Below are 23,326 nucleotides of genomic sequence, written 5' to 3'. Positions count from 1 at the left end.
CTCTAATTAAGGTAACCAGACTGCATTCTGTGATTTTTAGCAAAACACGATACACAATCGTCATTCCGCTACTAGTTAGCGGAATCTATGCCGAGATACCGCGAATGAATCGCGGTATGACGGTTCGCGGTGGTATGACGGTTAAGTAATTCGTCATCCCGCTGCTTGTTAGCGGGATCCAGAGATACCGCGGCGGTATGACGGTTCGCGGCGGCATAGCTATCTTCAAAAATATGGTTGAATAATTGTTAATAATAGTGTATAATTATTAATATTTTTAAGCACTTTGGCTATGGCTTTATCTAAGTTTCTCGACCCTAAGCTGGATTTGACCTTCAAAAAAATATTTGGCACTGAAAAAAATAAGAATATTCTCATACATTTTTTGAATGATATTTTAGGGTTTACTGAGATAAATACTATACAAGAAGTGGAATTCCTCAGTACTATAATGGATCCTGAAATTGCATCTGATAAACAAAGTATAGTTGATGTTCTTTGCAGGGATTCTAGTGGGGCCAGGTATGTGATTGAAATGCAGCTTACTCGCGATAAAGGCTTCGAAAAACGAGCTCAATTATATGCTGCTAAGGCTTACTCAAGGCAAGCTGATAAATCTGGTAAGCACATTGATTTAAAGAAGGTTTTCTTTATTGCTATCTCTAATTGTAATTTATTTCCTGATAAGCTTGATTATATATCCAGCCACACTATAAGAGATGAGAAAACCAATGAGCATGACTTAAAAGATTTTCAATTTGTATTTATTGAACTACCTAAATTTCCTAAGAATAAGGAAGAACAGCTAGAAAGCATAGTGGATCGTTGGTTATTTTTCTTCAAATATGCAGATGAAACTACGGAAGAAGACTTAAGGAAAATAGCAGAAAAAGCACCGATAATAAAGTTAGCCTACGATGAATTAGACAGGTTTAGCTGGAATGAAAAAGATTTAGTAGCTTATGAAGAAAGAATAATGGATCTACGCAAAGAAGAAGCCATTCTTGAATACAGACTTGATCTTGCTACTGAAAAAGGAATCCAAATTGGCGAAGAAAGAGGCATCAAAATCGGTAAAGAGGAAGGCAAAATTGAAGGGAAAATTGAAGGGAAAATTGAAGGGAAAATTGAAGTCGCAAAAGCAATGCTGGCTAATAATGTTGATGTTAACACTATTGTCAAATTTACTGGCCTTTCTATTAGTGAGATTGAAGAATTAAGTGTGAACAATTACTAATTAAGAACTTTAATTATCAATCATAAGTCACTGAATTTCGTTAGTAAATTTGTTGCCATTATCCATATTGCACAATTGTATATAAGATATAGTATAACAATAGTGTCCGTTCAGCTTAGAGGTTGTCCGGAAACAAGTAAAAGGCTATAATATCTGAAATTTTAGTACGGGGTAAAGATGAGAAAAAAGTATCCAACAGATCTAAGCGAAAGGGAATAGGCAAGAATAGAAAAACACTTCAGAGTATCATACAAGAAAGGAGGAAGGCCGCCAAAGTATAGCAAAAGAGAAATATTAGAAGCAATTTTCTATGTATTGCGTACAGGGTGTCAATGGCGGTATTTACCAAATGATTTTCCGCTATGGAAGACTGTGTATGAGCAGTTCAGGCAATGGAAGAAGCAGGGAATTTTTGAGAAAATGAATTATGAAATTACAAAATATAGTAGAAGAAAAATAGGAAGGAATGAGCAGCCGAGTGCCTGTATAGTAGATAGTCAATCTGTAAAGACTACAGAAAAGGGGGGATCAAAGGCTATGATGGAAGTAAAAAAGTAAAGGGTAGAAAAAGGCATATAATTACAGACACTCAGGGTTTTATACTAGGTTGTTACGTAGGCGCTGCTAACGAAAATGATAGAGATGGTATTAAAATAGCATTAAACAATATGAGAACAAAATATACTAAAGTTAAAAAAATGTGGGCTGACATGGGATACCAAGGAAGAAATTTAAAGAATCACATAAAGGAAGAATATGACATAGATATTGAAATTGTTACAAGGCCTCCATGTAGATTTTGGGTGCACAAAGATACGCCACCTGAGCTACTACCAACAAGAGAACAAGGGTTTAAAGTACAGCCAAGAAGATGGGTTGTAGAAAGGACTTTTGCTTGGGTTAATAGGAATAGAAGGCTATCGAAGGAGTATGATTTACTCACAACATCCACTGAGAATTTCATATACCTAGCTATGAGTAGGGTTATGTTAAAGAGGGAATATGCTTGAATTTACTTGTTTCCGGACAACCTCTAATACCAATTCCCACTGCACAACAAACGGATAGGCAACAATGGAAAAAAAGCCATACTATTGCCTTTCTTTCTCACTCCACAATTAAATAACTCTGCAATATCGCTTATTTGATTCACTAATAATGAGAATTGGTATAACTTTGCTATTTTTCTCTCTAGATTCTTGCAAAGTTCTACAAGATTAACCACATTACCTCACGTTTTCTCTATGATTATTTTTTTAGATTACTTGTCTACCTTATTTGCCGTTCTCCTGAACGAATATACATAAGCTATAAAAACTATCTAATAGCTACCCAAAACCCTTATTTCCCACTCAAGTTCAACATTAAATTTATCCTTTACTGCATCTTTTACTTTGTTGCCAAGGTTTTCCAAGTCAGATGCAGTTGCATTATCGTAATTGAGCAAGAAGTTACAATGTTTCTTAGAGATTCTAGCTCCACCAATATTTAACCCTAGGCAGCCAGATTTATCAATTAACTCCCATGCTCGGTAGTTTTTTGGATTTTTGAATATGCACCCAGCAGTTTTTCCTCTTATTGGCTGGCTTTTATTTTTCCTCTCAATAACTTCCTTTAACCTTTGCAGTATAAGCTCATACTCTGAGTTTACTCCTTTAAACTCAGCTTCAACAAAAATCCAATTTCCTTTTAGGCTATGTCCACGGTAAAAATACCCCATTTCTTCGCTGGAGAACTCATATAGGTTTCCATCCTCTAGATTCACTGCTTTTATGGATTGTACAACGCTTGCGATGTCACTACCATACGCACCTGCATTCATTTCTATTCCGCCACCAACTGTTCCTGGAATTCCAACTAGAAACTCAAGTCCACCAATTTGTTGCTCTCCTGCAAAGTAAGCAAGGTTCCTGAGCAGCGCAGCACCACCTGCAACAATGGAGTTGTTACCTTTACTTTTTATATATGAAAATTCCTTACCCAATTTTACTATTATTCCTCGAATGCCACTATCCCGCACTATTATGTTGGATGTTGCACCGATAACGTTGATTGGCAACTCAGTGTTTTTAATCAAGCATGTTAAATCTTCAATATCACGTGGTTTAAATAATATATCAGCTCGTCCACCGACATTTAACCACGTTGCTTTAGACATTAAGATGTCATAACGATAGACTCCACGTACTTTAGGTAAGCTTATAAGCATTTTGATTTCAACTCTAACCCTGCATCCATACCCATTTTCTCCGCATCTTCTATAAATGAAGTGCGCTCAGTGAAGTATATATTTTTTTCATCTGCCAACATACAACGAAGATGTAGCATATTTTCGCTCACATATTCAGCCAAAGCTGCAAGTGGTGTAAAACATGAAGCATTCACTGTCTTCATAAAACTGCGCTCTGATTTCACTCTTATAAAAGACATATTATTATTAATTTTCTCTAAAAGATCGATAATTTTTACATCATTCCTTCTACATTGAATACAAATCGCTCCCTGTCCCACTGCACTTAACATAACTTTTGGTGGCAATACCTCTGTAATTAAGTGATGTTTTTCTAATCTTATGAGCCCTGCTTCAGCTAAAATTATTCCATCAAAACTTTGATTTTGCAATCTAGTTGTTACATTTCCACGTAACGGTACTATATTTAAATCTGGTCTAAAATTTAGTAACTGAACTTTTCTTCTTATTGCAGAAGTGGCAATAATAGCCTGTTGTGGCAAAGACTCAAGGCTATTGTGTTTATGAGAAATAAACGCATCGCATGGACTTAGCCTTTCTAAAACACAAGGAATTGTTAAGCCCCCTGAGAAAAACGCAGGCACATCCTTTAACGAATGAACTGCCATATCTATATTATTTTCGAGCAATTCAGCCTCAATTTCTTTAATGAATAATCCTTTACCTCCTATTTCAGCAAGATTTGCGTTTGCATACTTATCTCCAGAAGTTTTTATCTTAACAATTTCAATAGATAAGTTAGGAAAAGAGTCCAGCAACTTTTGTTTTGCTTCCAAAGCCTGGGCAACTGCAAGCTTGCTTCCTCTGGTACCTATTTTGACTAGCATATGTACGACTGTTTGAATACCAAACCTTAACCTAATTAATTATTTAAACACTTTGGTAACGTGTATCGCATGAACTTCGGTTACCCTCTCTCTGATGTCATCCGAGTAGCTGACTACTTGGATCCAGTTTATATGAGCCTTTGCATTTATTGTACTTTAACTTAAAACCAAAAGCAACTTTGCCTTTACAAAATAATAACCTTTTATATGCATAAACAAGCTTACTGGATTCTAGTGTCAAGCTACTTGCATGACAAGGTATAAACCTTATCGTCATACCACCGCGAACCGTCATACCGTCACGGTATCTCTAGATCCCGCTAACACGTAGCGGGATGACGAATTATTTAACCGTCATACCGCGATTCATTCGCGGTATCTCTAGATCCCGCTAACAAGCAGCGGGATGACGGTTGTCGTTTAGCTATAAATATTAAAAAATTTACCAAGCGAAAAAAAAGGCAAAAGAAGCCCCGTGGTGGTTGGCTATTTACTATGTACTAAAATATCGGCGTTTTTTTTATTCTAAAACGCTTGATTAAGAGCGATTTAGCTGCTTTTAACTTGCAACTAACCTACACCGCAAGTGTTTAAGAAATTTACTAAGCAGGAAAAAAGGCAAAGAAACCCCGTAGTAGCTAGCATTCAAATTCTCCCTTGTCAATTTGACGTTTTTTGCTGTCTTAAACGCTTTGTAAGCGCGTTTCGGCTTATATAGGTAAAAACCTAAAAATTTTTAAAGACATGCGATGCACGCAGTGCGAAAAATTAAACATGAGACGCCAAATACCCTAAGTTTTTTGTCATTAACCTGCACAGATTGCGAAGATAAATAAATAGCTTCAGTACCATGATAGGGGGGCTGACAAAGCTTGTCAAGGAATTTTTATGGCCTAGCGTCACGTGCTGGAATGACATTTGGGAATATGTTATCCGTTTGTCACTTCTAAATGATAAGAGCCTCAATGAATTTATTAGTTTATTACATGTCTCTTTTCATGTATAAATCTATAGAAAGTTTTATACGGAAGTTGTTTTATGAGCAAAATTATAGAAATCAGAGCACCAAAAACTCTTGGTGGTGAATCAGTTACAGAAGGTATAGTAAAAATAAAGAAGGGTATTGGAGAAGCAGTAAAAGTAGATGACTTGATCTTTGAAATTGAAACTGACAAAACAGCACTCGAATTAACTGCAGAAGCTTCAGGGCAAATAACTGAATTTCTTATAAAAGAAGATGATGTAATAAGTCCTGATCAATTGTTAGCAAAGCTTTCCATGGGAGAAGTAAAAGAGGAAGCGAGAAAAGAAGATAAAAGCGAAAGTGCTGCTAAAAAAGATGCTCCATCAGCTCGTAAAATTATGGAAGAAAATGCAATCAGTGCAGAAAGCGTCAAAGGAACTGGCATGGGAGGCAGAATAACAAAAGCAGATGTGATAGGCCATATGAACAAAGCTGAACAACCTGCAATAAAACAATATGAATTGCCAAAAAGTGTAGTAAATGGAGAGCAAAGAGAGGAACGAGTAAAAATGAGCAAAATAAGGCAAGTAATTGCCGCTCGTTTGAAAGCATCGCAAAATACTGCTGCAATACTGACCACGTTCAATGAAATTGACATGAAAAATGTCATGGATCTAAGAGCAAAATATAAGGACGCCTTTGAAAAAAAATATGGAATAAAACTTGGTTTTATGTCGTTTTTTATAAAGGCAACGGTGCAAGCATTGAAAGAAATTGCTGAAATTAACGCTGAAATCTCAGGCGATGAAATCATATATAAACATTACTATGACGTAGGTGTTGCTGTTGGCACCGATAAAGGTCTTGTTGTACCAGTTATTCGGGGTGCCGATCAGATGTCATTTGCAGAAATTGAGTTGACTTTGGTTGCTCTTGGCAAAAAAGCTCGCGAAGGTAAATTACAAGTATCAGAAATGGAAGGTGCAACATTCACTATCTCAAACGGCGGAGTATACGGTTCGCTTCTTTCTACTCCGATAATAAACCCTCCGCAATCTGGAATACTTGGAATGCATTCAATACAAAACAGGCCAGTTGCTGTTGGTAATGCAGTAGAAATCAGACCTATGATGTACATTGCTCTCTCTTACGATCACAGAATAGTTGACGGCAAAGGAGCAGTAACTTTCCTCGTTAAAATAAAAAATTATATAGAAGATCCAAATAGATTAGTTTTGGAAGTGTAGCTCAAATGAATTGTTGTTAATCCAGTATTGCTAAAAACCTAAATGTCATCTAGTTCTGCCAGCAGTTTAGCAACTTCCGGATGATCAGGGCCATAATGTTTCTCAAAAATAGGCAAGGCCTGTTCAAGCAATTTCTCTTGTTTCTTGTGATCGCCCAAAGCGCCATAGGCAATACCAAGATTTGCCAGTAGTTTGGCAACTTGAACATGACCAGAGCCATAATGTTTCTCAAAAATAGGTAAAGCTCGTTCAAACAACTCTTTTGCTTTCTGATGATCGCCAAAAGTGCCATAAACGATACCGAGGGTTGCCAGTAATTTAACAACTTCAAAATGGTCGAGGCCGTAATGTTTCTTTCGAATTGCTAGAGCCTGTTCAAGCAACTCTTTTGCCTTCTGGGGATTACCTAAAACCCTATAAGAATTACCGAGGTTTGCCAGTGTTCTAGCAACTTCAAAATGGTCAGGCCTGTAATGTTTCTTTTTGATTGCTAAAGCCCGTTCAAGTAACTCCTTTTGTTTTTTATAGTCACCTAAATCCACATGAGAGATACCAAGGTTTGTCAGAGTAATAGCGACTTCAAAATAATCGGGGCCATAATGTTTCTCTTGAATTACTAAGGCTCGTTCAAGCAACTCTTTTGCTTTCTGAGGATTACCCAAATCCCTGTAAGCGTTACCTAGATTCACTAGTGTCCTAGCAACTTCGAAATGGTCGGGGCCATAATGTTGTTCATTAATTGCTAAAGCCCGTTCAAGTAACCCCTTCTGTTTCTCGTAGTCATCTAAATCCCCATGAAAGACACCAAGGTTTGTTAGTGTAATAGCAACTTCAAAATAATTGGGGCCATAATGTTTCTCTTGAATTACTAAGGCTCGTTCAAGCAACTCTTTTGCCTTCTGAGGATCACTTAAATTCCTGTAAGCATTACCTAGATTCACTAGTGTCCTAGCAACCTCAAAATGATTAGGTTTATAATATTTCTCTTGAATTACTAAAGCTCGTTCAAGCAACTCTTTTGCTTTTTGAGGAGTACCTAAAGCCCTATAAGAGTTACCAAGGTTTGCCAGTGTCCTAGCAACTTCGAAATGGTCAGGGCCATAATGTTTCTCTTTAATTGTTAAAGTCCGTTCAAGAAGCTCCTTTTGTTTATCATGATTGCCTAAAGTCCCGTAGGAACTACTTAGGTTTGTCAGTATGGCAGCAACTTCGAAATGGTCAGGGCCATAATGTTTCTCAGAAATAGGTAAAGCCCGTTCAAGCAACGTCTTTTTTTTCTTGTGATCACCTAAATCCCCGCAAGCGATACCGAGGTTTGTCAGTGCCGTGGCGACTATAAAATGATCAGATCCATAATGTTTTCTAAAGATAGGTAAAACCCGTTCAAGCGACTCCTTTTGTCTTCTAGGATTACCCAAGTAATAATATCCATCACTCATTCGTATTAACAAATCCACAAGATAATCCTTCTCTATTGTTTGCTTTTCTAAAGGATTTTTTCCTAGCCAATCATCTATATGTGATAAGAACGTTTCTAAATGTGGTAACAACTGTCGTTTCTTAGCATAATCTTCTAATTTGTCACTGTCGTCAGGGAAGCTTTCTTTTAATAATTGAAAAACGGTTTTTATATCTTTTTTAATTTTTCCACTTTCCTTTGACTTTAGCCTAATTACATCTTGTACTAAACAGTGAATAGAAACACTACTACTCTGCTCATTGGACACTAGCATCGAATATCTCAATAATATACCTAATACTTCTTCAAAAGGTTTTTCTTCAGAATTGTTCTCTACAATCTCAGGAAATATTCTTAACAAATCTTTAGGAATATCATTGTCTAAATATGCACAAGCTACTAACAACTTGCTTGCTAGTTTAGACTCATTACGAATTGCGTCCATTGTAATATCCCAAGTAATAAACACAGGCTCATGGTTAGAATCCTTAGGTAGTGTTTTATGAGATAATAAATAAAGCTTCCTTTCTGCATAAATTTCTAAGTAACGTGAGATAGTCATTTTGTTTTCTTTGATGTAAGCGCAAGCCTGAGCTAATGCCAAAGGTAATCTACCTAACTTTTCTGCCAATATACCTATATTTGGCCTATCGCTTTCTGAAACCTGGCCTAGAATTTTCTTAACATATAATTCTGATTCTGGAGGAGTAAAAACGTCTACACCTATACTCCCTTGTGGCCATTCAGTATTACGAGACGTAACTATTATTTTGCCGCCTTTTGTAGGTCTGAGCTTAGAAATGACTTCATAATTTGATACATTATCATAAATCAACAACCAGCCTTCACGTTTAGAATCTTCTAGCCAGTTTTTCACATAATAAGCTCGCTGTGCAATAGAAATGTTGTCTTCATCGTGAATAATATTTAATTTTCTTCCTAAATTAACATATTCACTGAGTAGTTGATCTTCATCTTTTGCATTAAACCAACATATTGCCTTGTATTCTTTCCCATGTTTTTGAATAAAATCTAGCACTGACTGTGTTTTACCTACTCCACCTAACCCGTACAAAGCAGTTAATATAACTGGCTCATTTTTTGTCTTTAGATGATTTACTATTTCTTCATTGAGATATTCTCGTTCAATGAAATTTCCACTAGCTATTTTAGGTGGAATGTTCCACCGTTCAAATAGATCTTCTCTAGGTTTGAGACTATAAAGATGTTCTATAGCTTCCCTAAAATAATCGTCTTTTCTTGTTAGATAAGAAACTTTGCTACCCTTTTGTGCCCACCATTTCTCTACCTTGTCAAATACACGGACAAAAACCGTATCAATATCTTCTTCCCCTGATATTTTGTATATATTCCCTATTTCTTTCTTAATAATATCATCTAATTTTGAATGATTAGGTTGATCAACTACAAACCTTATTCTAAGTAAAAAATCTTCTATTTCATCGTCACTACCACAACTGAAGTATTTTTTCAGTTCAGTATGATTTTTTATTTTGTAGCACGTTCCTTTTTGACCTTCATAAATATTTAAAGTGTTATCATTTGTTAACTTTGACTCTTCCAGATACTTCTCTAATGTTTCTACGCTTCCTTGCTTCTCTGTACCTTTTTTTAGGTTCACATTGACATTAGTATGAATGACAAGCGTAATATCACTGTTCTTACACTCAGGGTTTTGCTTAATCTCAGGATGAGATTCAAAATATTTGTTTAACCCGAAATCTTCTTTCTGTTGCTTTCTATCATTTCCATCAATAAACAAATCTTCAAAAGTAATATTCTTCGGAGAGCGATGTGTATTGCAGTGCTTAGCTTGAACCAAGATAATTCTCGATTTGTTCTTCTGATCTTTATACTCAAAAAAAATATCATCAAAGGCTCCAAAACCTTCTATGTTTGATGCTAACCAAAAGTCAATTTTACTACTTAACCCATGAAGTAGATACAGCATTAATAATTTTACTTCATACTTGCGACCATGATCACCTGTTGATGTGCCATCTCTCTTCTTAAATGTACGATTACTAAGTACTTCAGACTGTTTGTTTTCTACATTCATACCCTACTAAACCTACGAATAACTTCTTTCTATAAAAAATTAAAGTCACCAAGTGCCTAAGATAATGCAACAGATTCTTTAACATTGTAATAACAGTGCCGAACAGGGTCAATTTTGTTTGCTGTCTTAAGCATAAAGATTCCCCGAATCTAATATGTCATTGCTGTAGGCTGCATTTAGTAATATAATCTCATATTAAATAAGACTTTACTTAAGTTTATGCTAGATTCTCCGCTAATTTTGACAGCCATTCTTATATTTTTTATTTTTACGTTGTCATTCTTTTTTATAAGAAAGATATTTGGATCAACAAACAAGAAGATAATAAAATCCTTTAGGAAAATTGTTCAGCAAATAAATGCATTAGAAACAGAAATGCAGAGCTTATCTGATGAGGAGCTTGCTGGTAAAACTGAAGAATTCAATCGAGAATTGAAAAATGGGAAAACGTTAAATGATCTTCTCGTACCTGCATTTGCAGTTGTGCGTGAAGCCTCTCGAAGGTTTCTTAACATGAGGCACTTTGATGTTCAACTGATTGGTGGAATGGTGCTCCACAATGGCATGATATCAGAAATGAAAACAGGAGAGGGAAAGACACTCGTTGCAACTTTAGCAGCATATCTAAATTCCTTAGAAGGGAAAGGCGTACATGTCGTAACTGTTAACGACTATCTTGCAAAACGAGACACAGAGTGGATGAGCAAATTATATAATTCTCTTGGGGTTTCTGTTGCGTTTATTACGAATAACTTGACAGACGAAGAGAGGAAAGAGGCTTACAGTGCAGATATCGTGTATTCCACAAATAACGAGCTTGCCTTTGATTACCTGCGAGACAATATGAAATTTTCTCAAGAAGACATGGTTCAGAGAGGCTTTCACTACGGAATAGTTGATGAAGTGGACTCAATACTCATTGATGAAGCTCGCACTCCGCTTATTATTTCTGGCCCGGTTGAGGAAAACAATCAGATATATAAGCATATCAATAAAATAGTAACCAAATTAGTTGACTCCGATTATGAAGTAGATGAAAAAGGTAGAACGGTATTCTTGACTGAAGATGGTATTTCACGAGTGGAGGAACTACTAAGGTCATACAATCTCATTCCTGAAAATTCCTCGCTCTATGATACTGACAGCATGATAATGACTCATTATATAGACCAAGCATTACGTGCATATAAGCTGTTTACTGCTGATAAAGATTATATAGTAAAGGATGGCAAGGTAGTGATTATTGATGAATTTACTGGGCGTATGATGGAGGGCAGGAGATATTCCGATGGTCTTCATCAGGCACTTGAAGCGAAGGAGAATCTTGAAATTCAGCATGAAAACCAAACTTTAGCATCGGTCACATTTCAGAATTACTTTCGTATGTACAATAAACTTTCCGGAATGACGGGAACAGCAGCAACAGAGGCAGAAGAGTTTCGTGATATATACAGATTAAATGTAGTAAAAATTCCAACCAATGTACCTGTAAAAAGAGTTGATATTGATGATGAAATTTACGGTACAGAAAAGGAAAAATTTAATGCTGTGTTGAAGTTTATAGAAGAATGCTACAAACGCCTTCAACCGGTCCTTGTTGGCACGGTGAGCATCGAAAACTCTGAGAAGCTTTCTGCGCTTTTGCAAAGCCATTCTCTTAAGCATTCAGTATTAAATGCTCGTTATCATGAACAAGAGGCGTACATAATAGCGCAAGCTGGAGTGCCAGGTAGTATCACTATAGCAACTAACATGGCAGGACGTGGAACTGATATTCAGCTTGGTGGAAATGCTGAAATGATTGCAAAGGTGGAGCTAAAGAAGATAAAAAATGCTGATGAAAGAGAAAAAAAATACCAAGAAATAGTTGAAAGAGTAAAAAAAGATAAGGAAATTGCTATAAAAGCTGGTGGTTTATGTGTGGTTGGAACCGAAAGACATGAAAGCAGGAGAATAGATGATCAATTACGCGGCCGTTCTGGTCGTCAGGGGGATCCTGGACTTTCTAAGTTCTTTTTATCGCTCGAAGATGACCTAATGAGAATATTTGGCTCTGATAGAATGAGAAGTTTTTTACAAAAAGTAGGGCTAAAGAATAACGAAGCTATTCATCATCCATGGATCAATAAGGCACTCGAGAAAGCACAAAAGAAAGTTGAAGCTAGAAACTATGACGTGCGGAAATCTCTACTTAAGTTTGATGACGTAATCAACAACCAACGTAAAGTTATTTTTAAGCAGAGAAACAATATCTTAGGCAACGAAATTAATGATTTACTTGAAGTATATAGCGAAGTAAATGAGAGCGTAATAGAAGGTATAGTCCAAAGTGGCTATTATGAGGATTATATTGAAGATATAGTCAAAGAATTCCATACAAGGTATGGAATAACGCTTGATAAAGAAGATTTAGCAAAGTTTTTAAACAAACAAGAAGCTTTGGATTATATAAATGATAAGATACAAGAATTTTTTACTGAGAAAGAAAAATATTTCAACAGTCAGCACACTACAGATTTGTGGAATACGATCGTGAAGCAAATGATGATAATGACACTTGATCATTTATGGAGGGAACACCTTTCAGTTCTAGAGAGCCTAAGACAAAGCATAAGCCTACGTGCCATGGGGCAGAAAGATCCACTGAATGAATTTAAACGCGAAGCTTTCTTGATGTTTGAGTCAATGCTTGAAAAATGGAAGGAACTCACCATTCACCGCCTAGCGCACTTTAAGTTGGCAGATAACCAAGAGATAGGCAATAGGTTACATTCTGCTAGAAATAGCAGACTTCCCAAAGTCTCAAGAAACGACAAGTGCCCTTGTAATTCTGGAAAGAAGTACAAACACTGCCACGGCGCGGTTACTGTGGTGAATTAATAATTATGGTTGTACAGTTTGTTTATTTCCATCAACATTACTGCAGCTAACCTCACTTAGCTTACTGTTTAATGAATGCTCTGATGACTTATATGCAACCCCATAGGAAATTCCACCAACGATCAGTGCAGATGCCACAGTAATTCCAACTATTGCTAGTGCAGGTAATGCAGTAGCATAAATGAGTGCTAATGGAGCAACAATGGCAGCTAATATACCTACAGTAATTCCTGCTGTTATAGCTTCAGGTCTATGAATAAATGATGGATCTGCACCATAATTTAGCAGAAGTTTCGCTACTTTTGGATGTTGATAATTTAGTCTTGGATGTTCACCATGAGTGTAATAAACAGCATAATATAAAGGAGTTCTTCCGTCTTTATCTTGTGCATTAACGTCTGCTCCCTCTTCTAGCAAAACTTCTACTACTTGTGTGTATCCATTCTCAGCAGCATAATGTAAAGGACTTCTTCCATATCTGTCCACTACATTAACATCTGCCTCTTTTTTTATAAGATGTTTTACTACTTCTATATGACCACTATAAGCAGCATAATGCAAAGGAGTCCCTTTATCTTCATTTTGTGCATTAACGTCTGCTCCTTCTTCTAGCAAAACTTCTACTACTTGTGCATGCCCATGCTGAGCAGAATAATGTAAGGAGGTTTTTTCCCATTCATCTTGTACATTAACATTAGCTCCGTTTTTTGTTAAGTATCTTACTACTTTTTCATAGCCATTTTCAGCTGCTATAAGTAATAAATTGCACTTGAGCACTATAAACGTGTAATTTATATCAAATTCGTTTTTTTTCCACTCATCATATGTAAGTTGATTTTCCTGCTGCAGCTTATCTTTAATTCTATCAATTAAATTTTCCTTACTCAGATCTGGACTACTGTTGACTTCTTGTAGTGTTAACCTTAATGTCATTTCCTTCTCCAAGATATAAAATTTTATTATGGCATATGGAGTGGATTATGTCAATGAAAAACTAAGAAACTGGTTCTTCTTTTTTTCTATAGCTTTAGGTTTACCTACAATTTGAAAAACAACAAATTCGTCATTCCGCTACTCGTTAGCGCCTCGGCGGTATGATGTAGGGAAACCTTTCTTGGGTTAGCTATAAAGTTAAAATTCGACCAGGGCAGCCGCAATAAGGTAGCAAACGCCATCATGTCTTTAGGAGAGTTTGCTAATGAAGGCTCTTAAGTTGACGCCATTGCCTGAACGGATACGCCAATTTTTATGTTCATTTGTAACCGTTTATTATTTTACACCCCAGTCTTTTTCAAATATTGCTAGTCCTTGGTCAGTAAGTGGGTGATTAATTAATTGTCTAAGTACTTTTGCTGGCACAGTAATTGAATCAGCACCAAGCCTTGCAGCTTCTATTACATGCGCTGGGCTTCTCACTGATGCAACAAGAACTTTAGTATCAAAACCGTAATTAGAATATATAGTACATATATCTTCTATTAGCGATAAGCCATCATAGCTTATATCATCAAGGCGACCAATAAAGGGGGAAATAAAACAAGCACCGACCTTAGCGGCAAGCAGTGCTTGTCCAGGAGAAAAACATAATGTGATGTTAACAGGTATTTTATGCTCTGTCCATAACTTTTTACAAGAAATTAATCCTTCATGTGTAAGAGGTAATTTGATCACAACATTATCAGCAATTTTTGCTAAATTCAGACCTTCTGTGATCATCTCTTCATGGCTATCTGCAACAACTTCAACACTAACAGGCCCTTTTATAATAGAGCATATTTCACGCACTAAATCCTCGTATTTATCTTTACGCCCGGACTTTGCTATTAAAGAAGGATTAGTTGTTATGCCGTCAATGAACTCCTTTAGTTCTTTAATTTCATTTAAATCAACGCTATCAAGAAAAATTTCCATATTAATCTCCTATAAAAAAAATACCCTTGCAAAATCTTGTCATCCTACCGCTTGACTTACAACCGTATGAACTTCCTGCGTTGTAAACATCAAACGGCCGATAACACAACTGTACAAATATTGAGACATAAGAGTAATTTGTACCAAGAAAAAAGATGTCATCCCAGTGCCCAGACCCCTTAGACAATGTACCATCTTTTGATTTTGTCCATTCTGGGCGGGGTTTTCAAGTTCTTTGATCTTAAATACTACATCTACTTTATCAAGATCAATGTTGACTTCTTTTACTAATGTCCTAATAAGACTACGTCTGGCTTGCCAATCTAGGTCCGATTTAACACTAGAATAAAAGCCCTTTATGCTATTTGTAATAAGATTCATTTTCTGCCGTATTCCCTTTTACCTTTTTCTTCTCTCCTTTAATCTCTTTTAAACGTTCCTTCATTTTTTTTATTGCCTGCTTAAAGTCTTCCTTACTTATAGTTAGTGCATACTTTGTTGCCGTAAAAACTTCTGGTACCCAAATAATTGTAATAAGTATACACAATCTTTGTCAACTATTTTCGGCACTGGTATATTGACCTTACCCAGAAAAAGTGGAGAGAAAGAAAAGAGTTTTTTTGGGTAAAATAAAATTTTGGAGGATTAGAAATGGTAAGAGAATATACGGCAGAATTCAAATTGGAAGCTGTTAAGCTGGCAAATGAACAAAGAAAGGTAGGTCAAACAATTACAAAAACAGCAAAGGATTTAGGAATAAAGGGTGGTTTATTAGGAAAATGGATAAAGAAACACAACGAAAAAAAGTCGGCAGCAGATGCATTTCCAGGTAGAGGTAACATGGCTCCTTACGACAAAGAGAGATTTGATTTACAGAAAGAGTTAGCAAAAGTAACAAGGGAAAGAGACATTTAAAAAAAAGCCCTGGCCAGTCAAAAAGAGTAAAATATTTTTTTATAAAAGAGCATAGTAACTGCTATAAAGTACAGGAATTATGTAGGATTTTCTGCTAGTTGCTACTATAAGTGGACCACAAGAAAAATAAGCAGTAGAGAATCAGCAAATAAAGAGCTACTCGAAGCTATTCAAAAAATATATCAAGTTTCTAAATGTAGATATGGAGCTCCTAAAATTCATGCTGAATTGAAGGCTTTGGGTAAAAGTTGCAATTTGAAAACGGTGCAAAGTATTATGCAGAAAAATGACATCAGGGCTATACTGAGAAGAAAGTTTAAAATTAAAAAACAACAAACAGATAATAGAGCTGTAGCTCCCAATATACTAGATCAAAACTTTATTGTTGATCAACCAAATAAAGTATGGGATTACTTACATCAAAACCAAGGAGGGATGGCTATATTTGGCAGCAATAATTCTCACGTATGGTAGTTAATGAGTAGTGCAACAAATAAACAATTGGTTATGAACTCTTTATTAATGGCCATTAATAGGCGTAAACCTGTTAAAAATCTACTGCTGCACAGTGACCAAGGTTCACAATATACTGCGCAAGGGTATCAATATCTCTTAGCTGTAAAGAATATAGATGAGTAATAAAGGCTGTTGTTACGACAATTCTGTTGCAGAAAGCTTCTTTAGCTCATTGAAAAGAGAAATACTTATTGATACTTCACAACACTCTGCTCAACAAACTAGAACTGCAATATTTGAATACATAGAAATTTTTTATAACAAACAACGTCACTATTAACTATTGCATTCCAGAACAATTTGATGCATCATTCTTTTTGTAAAAAACATTCCACACTTTCTCTCCACTTTTTCTGGGTAAGGTCAGATACTATAAACTATAAAAAAATTTCTCCGATAGTTCATATAGCAAGTAAATTCACAAAATGAAGACTATTATTTTTATTACAGGTGTATCTACGGTTGGAAAATCAAGTTTGGCTCATATATTAGGTTCAAAGCTTTTTATGCCTAGAAACTTTGCAATTCCACTAACTATAGCTAACCCAAGAAAGGTTTCCCTACGTCATACCGCCGCGGTATCTCAGCATAGATTCCGCTAACGAGTAGCGGAATGACGAATTTGTTGTTTTTCAAATTGTAGGTAAACCTAAGCCACTTTAGCTATACTTGTAGAGAAAAAAGAATAGATGATGATCCTAAATATTTAATAAATTTGACTACTGAGGAATTTCAAAAATCTCAATTTTTTATTAATTGTGATATGGTACATTCTATCTTCATATAGCTTTCCTCTTCATACCTCAACTAATGAAATCAGAAGCATCAACTCCCTTTTGCAAGCAAGCAGCAATAACAGTGTTCATCATTAGAAATGCAATGGTCATTGGGCCAACGCCCCCGGGTACTGGGGTCATAGCTTTGGCTTTCCCTTTTATTCCTTCAAAGTCAACATCACCTACAAGCTTTCCTACGTTAACGCTATTTATGCCAACATCGATCACTATTGCACCTTTCTTTATCCAGTCTGCTTGAACAAAATTTGGCTTTCCGACTGCTGCAACTACTATATCCGCTTTAGAGCAATATTCAGCTAAATCCTTGCTTTGTGAATGCAAGATGGTGACAGTGCAGTTTTCTTGCAATAGCAGGTAAAACATTGGCTTGCCCACGATATTTGACCTACCAATTACCACTGCGTTTTTACCGGAAAGGTTCTCTTCAATTGACTTAATTAAATGCAAAGAACCTTTAGGAGTGCAAGGTATAAGGCAGTTTTTTTCACCTTTAACTAATTTGCCAACGTTTTCATCATGAAAGCCATCTACATCTTTTTCAACACTTACTGTGTTAATTACTCTGCTTGCACTAATATGATTTGGTAAAGGCAATTGCACTAAAATGCCATGCACAGATGGATCTTCATTTAATTCATTGATTTTTTCAATTAATTCATCTTCTGAAATATTATCAGGCAAAACAATGGTCTCAGAACTTATGCCTATTGATTCTGCTTTTTTCTGTTTGTTGCGAACATAAACCTGACTTGCTGGATTGCTGCCCACGAGAATTACTTTCAGGCAAGGAAAAATGTTATACTCTCTCTTTAAAATATCAATTTTTTGTGATAGCCTCTCACATAGGTCGTTTGCTATTTTTTTACCATCAATAATAATTGTCACTTCCTTGCCACTCCTTAAAGTCGGGTAATTTGATATCAAATAAATCCAATACTTTGCCAACAGAATGATTAATAATATCATCCAACGATTTCGGTTTAATATAAAAAGCAGGCACTGGTGGAGCAATAATTGCTCCCATCTCCGTTAATTTTAACATATTTTGTAAATGCCCAAGATGCAGTGGTGACTCTCGCACCATAAGAACTAACTTTCTTCTTTCTTTTAGCGTTACATCTGCAGCCCTTGTCAATAGATTGGAAGTAACACCTGATGCGATTTCAGACATTGTCTTCATAGAGCATGGTGCTACAATCATCCCTGAGGTTTTAAATGAGCCGCTTGCTATTTTTTCTCCAATCTTTTCTTCAGAATAGTAAAAATCTGCAAGTGATGTAATATCTTCAAGTTTTTCTTTAATCTCGTGAGCTAAAGTTATTTTCCCAGCACGACTTATCACTAAATGAGTTTCATAATCGACGTCTTTCAACGCTTCTAAAATACGCACACCGTAAATAGAACCAGATGCTCCACTTATTCCAATTACAATTCTGCTATTCACTTAACTCTTCTTCGTAGCTCATTCCCAATGCACGTTTATAGGTATCAAGCAATATTTCTTGTTCCTCTCTGTCATCATCATCCATCTTCCTCAGCCTAATAATTTGTTTCATCACTTTTATATCCCAACCTTCATCTGCGGCTTTTGCATATACATCACGAATGTGATCTTGCACATCCCTCTTTTCTTGTTCAAGTTTTTCGATTCTCTCTATGTAACCCTTTAACTCTTCAGCCGTTATTTTTACTGTATCTTCCATGAAACTCCACTAATTAATTGCTGCTACTAGTATTACCAGTTTTTACTTGCACTTCAACAACAGTAATAATATTTTTATCTTTTTTTAAAATCTTAAAGCGAAACCCATACATGGAAAACTCCTCGCCTTCGTCAGGAATGCGCTCTATTTCATTTACAATCATACCTGCTAGAGTTGTAGCTTCTTCATCAGGGAGATTCCAGTATAACCGCCTGTTAATGTCCCTAATAGTAGATTTTCCTTCTATGTGATACATATTATCAGATATTTTCTTTATAAAATTCTCCGTAATCAAATCATGTTCATCCGAAATTTCTCCAACTATTTCTTCCAGTATATCCTCAAGAGTTACAATTCCCTGCAGTGCTCCATACTCATCAATAACAAATGCAAGGTGTTTCCTGTTCTTACGGAAGTTGTGAAGTTGCACGCTGAGCGGTGTACTTTCTGGTATGAACCAAGGCCTTGACATAACTTGGGTAATGTCAACTTCTTCCGCTTTATTATTCTTTTCACGCAAAGCATTTATTAGAGCTTTCACGTGAATTACACCTACAATGTTATCTGGTTCCTTCTGCCATAAAGGTACTCTACTGTGACTGCTGGTTAAAATCTCTCTTATTAACTCTTCTTTATTCCGATCTATATCAAGAGAAAATAGGTTTCTTCTATGGGTCATAATTTGTGATATCTCTGTCTCAGCCAAATCAAGTATGCTGCTTAGCATATCTAAATCCTGTTGCAACATAGTTCCTTCACTGCGGTGAAGAGTAATCATATTACGCATTGCATCCGCTGCAGATATCACTTCCTTATCTTTATGCAGCCCACATAATTTTAGGATGAGGTTAACAATAAATTGAATACCTAGTGTCAATGGAGAAAAAATCTTTACAAAAAACAATACAAAATAAGCAGAAAATGATGCAAATTTTTCAGGATTTTGAATAGCATAAGTTTTTGGTAGAACTTCGCAGAACAATAAAATACAAAATGTCATTATAATTGTTGATAGGAGAATGACCTCATTTCCAAAAAGATTGATAAATATTGCTGTAAATAAAGCAGAGCAAGTAATATTAATAATTGTATTGCCGAGCAATACCGTTCCTATTGTCAATTCTTTCCTATTTAATAAGCGATCTATTACCCTGGCTTTTTTGTTACCGTCTAGCTTTAGCTTATTAACTCGAGAACGGCTAATTGAGGTTAAGCCTATTTCTGCTCCTGAGAACAAAAACGATAAAACTAACAAAACAAAAATTGCTGATGATACTAAGACCAATAACCAATCCATTAAAGTACGATGTTATTGTGATAAAAAATAAAATTAATTTTACATGTTATGAGAGGCATTTGCAAGCCTGAATTTATATTGCCGAATTTTATATACCTTTAATCTTAAAAAACAAATCATAAAGCATATTACACGCTGCGTTCACATGCTCATCCTCAATGATAAGTGGTGGGGTTACCCTTACTACTTTGTTGTTTAAAACCCTAGTTATTATTAAACCTTTATCAAGAGATCGACTAATAATTTTATCAGCTACAGGAGTTGCTAGTTCTATTCCCATTAGTAACCCTTCTCCACGAACTTCTAAAATCATCTCAGGAAATTCTTTAGCTAAAAGCAACAGCTTTTCTTTTAAATCTTTACTAATTTTTTTAACATGATCAAAAAAGCCTTCTTTTAGCATTATATCGAGCACTGCATTACCAGCAGTCATGGCAAGTGGATTGCCACCATAGGTTGATCCATGAGTTCCTGGAGTGATTGCTTCTGCTATATAATCTTTCACTAAACATGCAGCTAAAGGAAAACCGTTACCCATAGCTTTTGCACAGGTTAGCATATCAGGTTCAATGCCGACATTTTGATAATGAAATAAAGAACCGATGCGTCCATATCCGCACTGCACTTCATCAAAGCACAAAATTATTCCTTGAGCTTTTGTTATTTCCCTTACTTTTTGAAGATATTCTACGTCTAGTGGATATACTCCACCTTCGCTTTGTATGGGCTCTAAAAATACAGCAGCTATTTCATTGTTGATTTTTTCTTCTAATGCTTTAATGTCATTTCTTGGCACTTTATCAAAACCAGAAAGGAGCGGAGCAAAACCTTCGCGTGATTTTTCATTGTCTCCAGCAGAAATTGCAGCAATACTGCGGCCATGAAAGCCTCCTTCAATTGTAATAATACGATTACGTTTTGCTTGCCCTTTTGAATAAAAGTAACGACGAATAAACTTAATTGCAGCTTCTGTTGCTTCAAGCCCACTTGAGCAGAAAAAAACTTTATCTGCAAAAGTAAGGGTTGTTAAACGCTCGGCAAGCCTTTCTTGCTCGGGAATAGTGAAAATGTTAGAGCAGTGCCATAATGAGCTCGATTGCTCTTTCAGCTTATCTGTAATGTATGGATGACAATGCCCTAAAGAAGTTGTAGAAATACCTGCAGCAAAATCTAAATATTTTTTACCATCTTTATCAAAAAGATATGCCCCTTCTCCCCTGACTATAGGAGTGTCAAGTCTATTATACGCATTAACAACATGATCCATTTTATAAGTATTGTGGTATTATCTATACTATACCTGAAATGAATCCATTAACACAAAGCTTTTCCTTTAACCTCTTATGCTACTTCAACTAAAAATTTGGCTAATGCAAACCTTTTTTGTCATTCTATAGCTAAAGTGACTTGGTTTTACCAACACTTATTAGCCATTGTAAAAGTTTTTGTTTCTATTGAATGATAGTTGTAGCCTATGCAAGAAGTTTATTGACTTTGAGCGCACTTTAGCCTATACAATTTTAATATCTTAAACTACTGGACATGCCCGATCTAAAGACAATGATGTTAAATTTTGGACCTCAGCACCCAGCTGCACATGGAGTGTTGCGTCTTGTTTTAGAGATGGATGGTGAAGTGATCGAGAGGGCAGATCCCCATATTGGGCTTTTGCACCGCGGTACTGAAAAATTAATAGAACATAAAACGTATCTTCAAGCTTTGCCTTATTTTGATCGCCTTGATTACGTATCACCAATGTCACAAGAGCATGCATATTCACTTTGTGTGGAGAAATTGTTGCAATGTGAAGTGCCAATTAGGGCAAAGTATTTACGTGTCTTGTTTTGTGAACTGACGAGAATACTAAATCATTTACTGAACGTTTCTTCTCAAGCACTTGATGTTGGAGCAATGACCCCTCTTTTATGGCTCTTTGAAGAAAGAGAAAAAATACTGGAATTTTACGAAAGAGCTTCAGGTGCAAGGTTTCACGCAGCTTACATCAGGCCAGGTGGAATTGCAGCAGATGTTCCAGAAGATTTGATTGAGGATATTGCAAAGTTTATAGAGCAATTTCCAAAATATATAGACGATGTTGATGAACTTTTAACAGAAAATAGGATATGGAAGCAACGCACTGTAGGAATTAGTGCAATATCAATTAAACAGGCACTTGATTGGGGCTTTAGTGGCCCAATGTTGCGCGCTGCTGGGCTTGCTTGGGATTTGCGAAAAAGCCAGCCATATGAGATATATGATCAACTAGATTTTGATATACCGATCGGCCAAAATGGCGACTGTTATGACCGTTATCTAGTTAGAATGGCAGAGATTAGGCAATCTATCAGTTTGGTGAAGCAGTGCATAGAGAAAATGCCTGAAGGGCAAATAAAAACTGAAGATAGAAAAATTTCTCCACCGTCAAGAGCAGAGATGAAAAAATCTATGGAAGCTCTGATTCACCATTTTAAGCTCTATTCAGAAGGATATCACGTACCAGAAGGTGAGGCTTACGCAGTTGTTGAGGCACCAAAAGGTGAGTTTGGAGTGTATATAGTTTCAGATGGTACCAATAGACCTTATAGGTGCCGAATAAGAGCACCTGGCTTTGCGCATTTACAAGCCTTAGACTTTATGGCAAAAGGACACATGCTTGCTGACGTTGCAGCAATTATTGGCTCACTCGATATAGTTTTTGGTGAGATTGATAGGTAATCATTGGTACCCGTTCAGGCAATGGCGTCATGCAAGTAGCTGACACATAACTGTACGAACATTTGTTTGCAAAGGCAGTATGTTAAGTGTTATAGCCGATTTTGCCTCAAACACAAAGGCAGTGCCTTGACTACTTGGATCCAGAAAAATTGATTGTGTACTATACAACATTTTTGATCAAAAGCGTAACCGTTCACTGTTAGACTGCATTCTGTGATTTTTAGCAAAACATGATCTTTCATTTGAGCTTCCTTCAATTTAAAATAAATACAGAAAATTGCTGCCTATAGCTAAACTGACTTAGATTTACCAACAATCGTCATCCCGCTACTTGTTAGCGGCTAAGAGATACCGCGGCGGCATAGCTATCTTCAAAAATATGGTTGAATAATTGTGTGTATAATTATTAATATTTTTAAGCACTTTGGCTATGGCTTTATCTAAGTTTCTCGACCCTAAGCTGGATTTAACCTTCAAAAAAATATGTAGGGTCAAGAACTGGCGCGCCTACTTTAGGGTTTGGTGGC

Annotated in this window: 24 protein-coding genes; 9 read left to right on the top strand and 15 right to left on the bottom strand. The window is 36.1% G+C overall.

Annotation, left to right across the window (positions count from 1 at the left end):
• The first annotated feature begins 292 nt into the window (after positions 1-292).
• Positions 293-1,237 (top strand): Rpn family recombination-promoting nuclease/putative transposase, encoded by a 945-nt coding sequence (locus ABWU47_RS04320; protein ID WP_353285587.1) that lies wholly within the window; start codon positions 293-295, stop codon positions 1,235-1,237.
• Positions 1,238-1,462: 225 nt separating this feature from the next.
• A protein-coding gene (locus tag ABWU47_RS04315; RefSeq protein WP_238513981.1) for an IS5 family transposase occupies positions 1,463-2,247 on the top strand; the annotation gives its coding sequence in 2 pieces (ribosomal slippage) (positions 1,463-1,784 and positions 1,784-2,247; 786 coding nt in all).
• 23 nt (positions 2,248-2,270) lie between these two features.
• Here the strand turns inward: ABWU47_RS04315 and ABWU47_RS04310 are convergent.
• The 4 genes from ABWU47_RS04310 to ABWU47_RS04295 form a co-directional block, all read right to left on the bottom strand.
• Positions 2,271-2,462 carry a hypothetical protein gene (locus ABWU47_RS04310; RefSeq protein ID WP_006279936.1) on the bottom strand — a complete coding sequence of 64 codons (192 nt, stop codon included), beginning with the start codon at positions 2,460-2,462 and terminating at the stop codon, positions 2,271-2,273.
• 96 nt (positions 2,463-2,558) lie between these two features.
• On the bottom strand, positions 2,559-3,446 hold the full coding sequence (gene murB, locus ABWU47_RS04305) for a UDP-N-acetylmuramate dehydrogenase (RefSeq protein ID WP_006279935.1): 888 nt from the start codon (positions 3,444-3,446) through the stop codon (positions 2,559-2,561).
• Positions 3,437-4,315 (bottom strand): hydroxymethylbilane synthase, encoded by an 879-nt coding sequence (hemC, locus tag ABWU47_RS04300; protein ID WP_006279934.1) that lies wholly within the window; start codon positions 4,313-4,315, stop codon positions 3,437-3,439. Before hemC ends, murB begins: the two co-directional genes overlap by 10 nt.
• A 97-nt stretch (positions 4,316-4,412) precedes the next feature.
• Positions 4,413-4,592, bottom strand: coding sequence for a hypothetical protein (locus tag ABWU47_RS04295; RefSeq protein ID WP_077188158.1), 180 nt, complete (start codon positions 4,590-4,592; stop codon positions 4,413-4,415).
• 761 nt (positions 4,593-5,353) lie between these two features.
• Between ABWU47_RS04295 and odhB the strand changes: the two genes are divergently transcribed.
• Positions 5,354-6,526 carry a 2-oxoglutarate dehydrogenase complex dihydrolipoyllysine-residue succinyltransferase gene (gene odhB, locus ABWU47_RS04290; protein ID WP_077188159.1) on the top strand — a complete coding sequence of 391 codons (1,173 nt, stop codon included), beginning with the start codon at positions 5,354-5,356 and terminating at the stop codon, positions 6,524-6,526.
• 38 nt (positions 6,527-6,564) lie between these two features.
• On the opposite strand, the gene ABWU47_RS04285 is transcribed toward odhB, so the two are convergent.
• On the bottom strand, positions 6,565-10,065 hold the full coding sequence (locus ABWU47_RS04285) for a tetratricopeptide repeat protein (RefSeq protein ID WP_082246101.1): 3,501 nt from the start codon (positions 10,063-10,065) through the stop codon (positions 6,565-6,567).
• A gap of 219 nt (positions 10,066-10,284) precedes the next feature.
• On the opposite strand from ABWU47_RS04285, the gene secA reads away from it, so the two are divergent.
• The gene (secA, locus tag ABWU47_RS04280) at positions 10,285-12,945 is read left to right on the top strand and encodes a preprotein translocase subunit SecA (RefSeq protein WP_006280033.1); all 2,661 of its coding nucleotides are present in this window, start codon (positions 10,285-10,287) and stop codon (positions 12,943-12,945) included.
• 3 nt (positions 12,946-12,948) lie between these two features.
• Here the strand turns inward: secA and ABWU47_RS04275 are convergent, their stop codons facing one another.
• The 4 genes from ABWU47_RS04275 to ABWU47_RS04260 form a co-directional block, all read right to left on the bottom strand.
• Positions 12,949-13,878 (bottom strand): ankyrin repeat domain-containing protein, encoded by a 930-nt coding sequence (locus tag ABWU47_RS04275; protein WP_006280032.1) that lies wholly within the window; start codon positions 13,876-13,878, stop codon positions 12,949-12,951.
• Positions 13,879-14,214: 336 nt separating this feature from the next.
• On the bottom strand, positions 14,215-14,856 hold the full coding sequence (gene fsa / locus ABWU47_RS04270) for a fructose-6-phosphate aldolase (RefSeq protein WP_236515101.1): 642 nt from the start codon (positions 14,854-14,856) through the stop codon (positions 14,215-14,217).
• A gap of 39 nt (positions 14,857-14,895) precedes the next feature.
• Positions 14,896-15,237: a hypothetical protein gene (locus tag ABWU47_RS04265; RefSeq protein WP_006280030.1), complete on the bottom strand. Its 342-nt coding sequence runs from the start codon at positions 15,235-15,237 to the stop codon at positions 14,896-14,898.
• The gene (locus ABWU47_RS04260; RefSeq protein WP_182319079.1) at positions 15,218-15,403 is read right to left on the bottom strand and encodes a hypothetical protein; all 186 of its coding nucleotides are present in this window, start codon (positions 15,401-15,403) and stop codon (positions 15,218-15,220) included. Before ABWU47_RS04260 ends, ABWU47_RS04265 begins: the two co-directional genes overlap by 20 nt.
• Positions 15,404-15,507: 104 nt before the next feature.
• Between ABWU47_RS04260 and ABWU47_RS04255 the strand changes: the two genes are divergently transcribed.
• Genes ABWU47_RS04255 through ABWU47_RS04235 form a run of 4 tightly spaced genes read left to right on the top strand, consistent with a single transcriptional unit; the run spans position 15,508 to position 16,567 of the window.
• Positions 15,508-15,771, top strand: a complete 264-nt coding sequence (locus ABWU47_RS04255; protein WP_049973625.1) for a transposase — start codon at positions 15,508-15,510, stop codon at positions 15,769-15,771.
• A 51-nt stretch (positions 15,772-15,822) separates the two neighbouring features.
• The gene (locus ABWU47_RS07095; RefSeq protein WP_174930894.1) at positions 15,823-16,245 is read left to right on the top strand and encodes an IS3 family transposase; all 423 of its coding nucleotides are present in this window, start codon (positions 15,823-15,825) and stop codon (positions 16,243-16,245) included.
• A gap of 3 nt (positions 16,246-16,248) precedes the next feature.
• Positions 16,249-16,410: a DDE-type integrase/transposase/recombinase gene (locus tag ABWU47_RS04240; RefSeq protein WP_353285586.1), complete on the top strand. Its 162-nt coding sequence runs from the start codon at positions 16,249-16,251 to the stop codon at positions 16,408-16,410.
• Positions 16,403-16,567: an IS3 family transposase gene (locus tag ABWU47_RS04235; protein ID WP_010082072.1), complete on the top strand. Its 165-nt coding sequence runs from the start codon at positions 16,403-16,405 to the stop codon at positions 16,565-16,567. Before ABWU47_RS04240 ends, ABWU47_RS04235 begins: the two co-directional genes overlap by 8 nt.
• Before the next feature lie 523 nt (positions 16,568-17,090).
• On the opposite strand, the gene folD is transcribed toward ABWU47_RS04235, so the two are convergent.
• From folD to ABWU47_RS04210, 5 genes are all read right to left on the bottom strand, one after another.
• Positions 17,091-17,969, bottom strand: coding sequence for a bifunctional methylenetetrahydrofolate dehydrogenase/methenyltetrahydrofolate cyclohydrolase FolD (folD, locus tag ABWU47_RS04230; RefSeq protein ID WP_155968464.1), 879 nt, complete (start codon positions 17,967-17,969; stop codon positions 17,091-17,093).
• Entirely contained in the window at positions 17,953-18,528 is a 576-nt protein-coding gene (locus ABWU47_RS04225) for a UbiX family flavin prenyltransferase (RefSeq protein WP_006280027.1), read from the bottom strand. The genes folD and ABWU47_RS04225 overlap by 17 nt, the downstream gene beginning before the upstream one ends.
• Complete coding sequence (locus ABWU47_RS04220) at positions 18,521-18,787, bottom strand: DUF2312 domain-containing protein (RefSeq protein ID WP_010082293.1); 267 nt, start codon at positions 18,785-18,787, stop codon at positions 18,521-18,523. The genes ABWU47_RS04225 and ABWU47_RS04220 overlap by 8 nt, the downstream gene beginning before the upstream one ends.
• A 13-nt stretch (positions 18,788-18,800) precedes the next feature.
• The gene (locus ABWU47_RS04215) at positions 18,801-20,084 is read right to left on the bottom strand and encodes an HlyC/CorC family transporter (RefSeq protein WP_353285585.1); all 1,284 of its coding nucleotides are present in this window, start codon (positions 20,082-20,084) and stop codon (positions 18,801-18,803) included.
• An 88-nt stretch (positions 20,085-20,172) separates the two neighbouring features.
• Positions 20,173-21,351, bottom strand: coding sequence for an aspartate aminotransferase family protein (locus tag ABWU47_RS04210; protein ID WP_353285584.1), 1,179 nt, complete (start codon positions 21,349-21,351; stop codon positions 20,173-20,175).
• 275 nt (positions 21,352-21,626) lie between these two features.
• Here ABWU47_RS04210 and ABWU47_RS04205 point away from each other — a divergent pair, with 275 nt between their 5' ends.
• A complete protein-coding gene (locus tag ABWU47_RS04205; RefSeq protein ID WP_077188163.1) occupies positions 21,627-22,799 on the top strand; it encodes an NADH-quinone oxidoreductase subunit D in 1,173 nt (390 codons plus the stop codon).
• 27 nt (positions 22,800-22,826) lie between these two features.
• Here the strand turns inward: ABWU47_RS04205 and ABWU47_RS04200 are convergent, their stop codons facing one another.
• Complete coding sequence (locus ABWU47_RS04200; protein ID WP_218914972.1) at positions 22,827-22,967, bottom strand: hypothetical protein; 141 nt, start codon at positions 22,965-22,967, stop codon at positions 22,827-22,829.
• Positions 22,968-23,326 lie beyond the last annotated feature (359 nt).

Source organism: Wolbachia endosymbiont (group A) of Gastracanthus pulcherrimus (genome assembly GCF_964028265.1).
Lineage (GTDB): Bacteria > Pseudomonadota > Alphaproteobacteria > Rickettsiales > Anaplasmataceae > Wolbachia > Wolbachia pipientis.
This window is presented reverse-complemented; position numbering and strand designations above follow the sequence as displayed.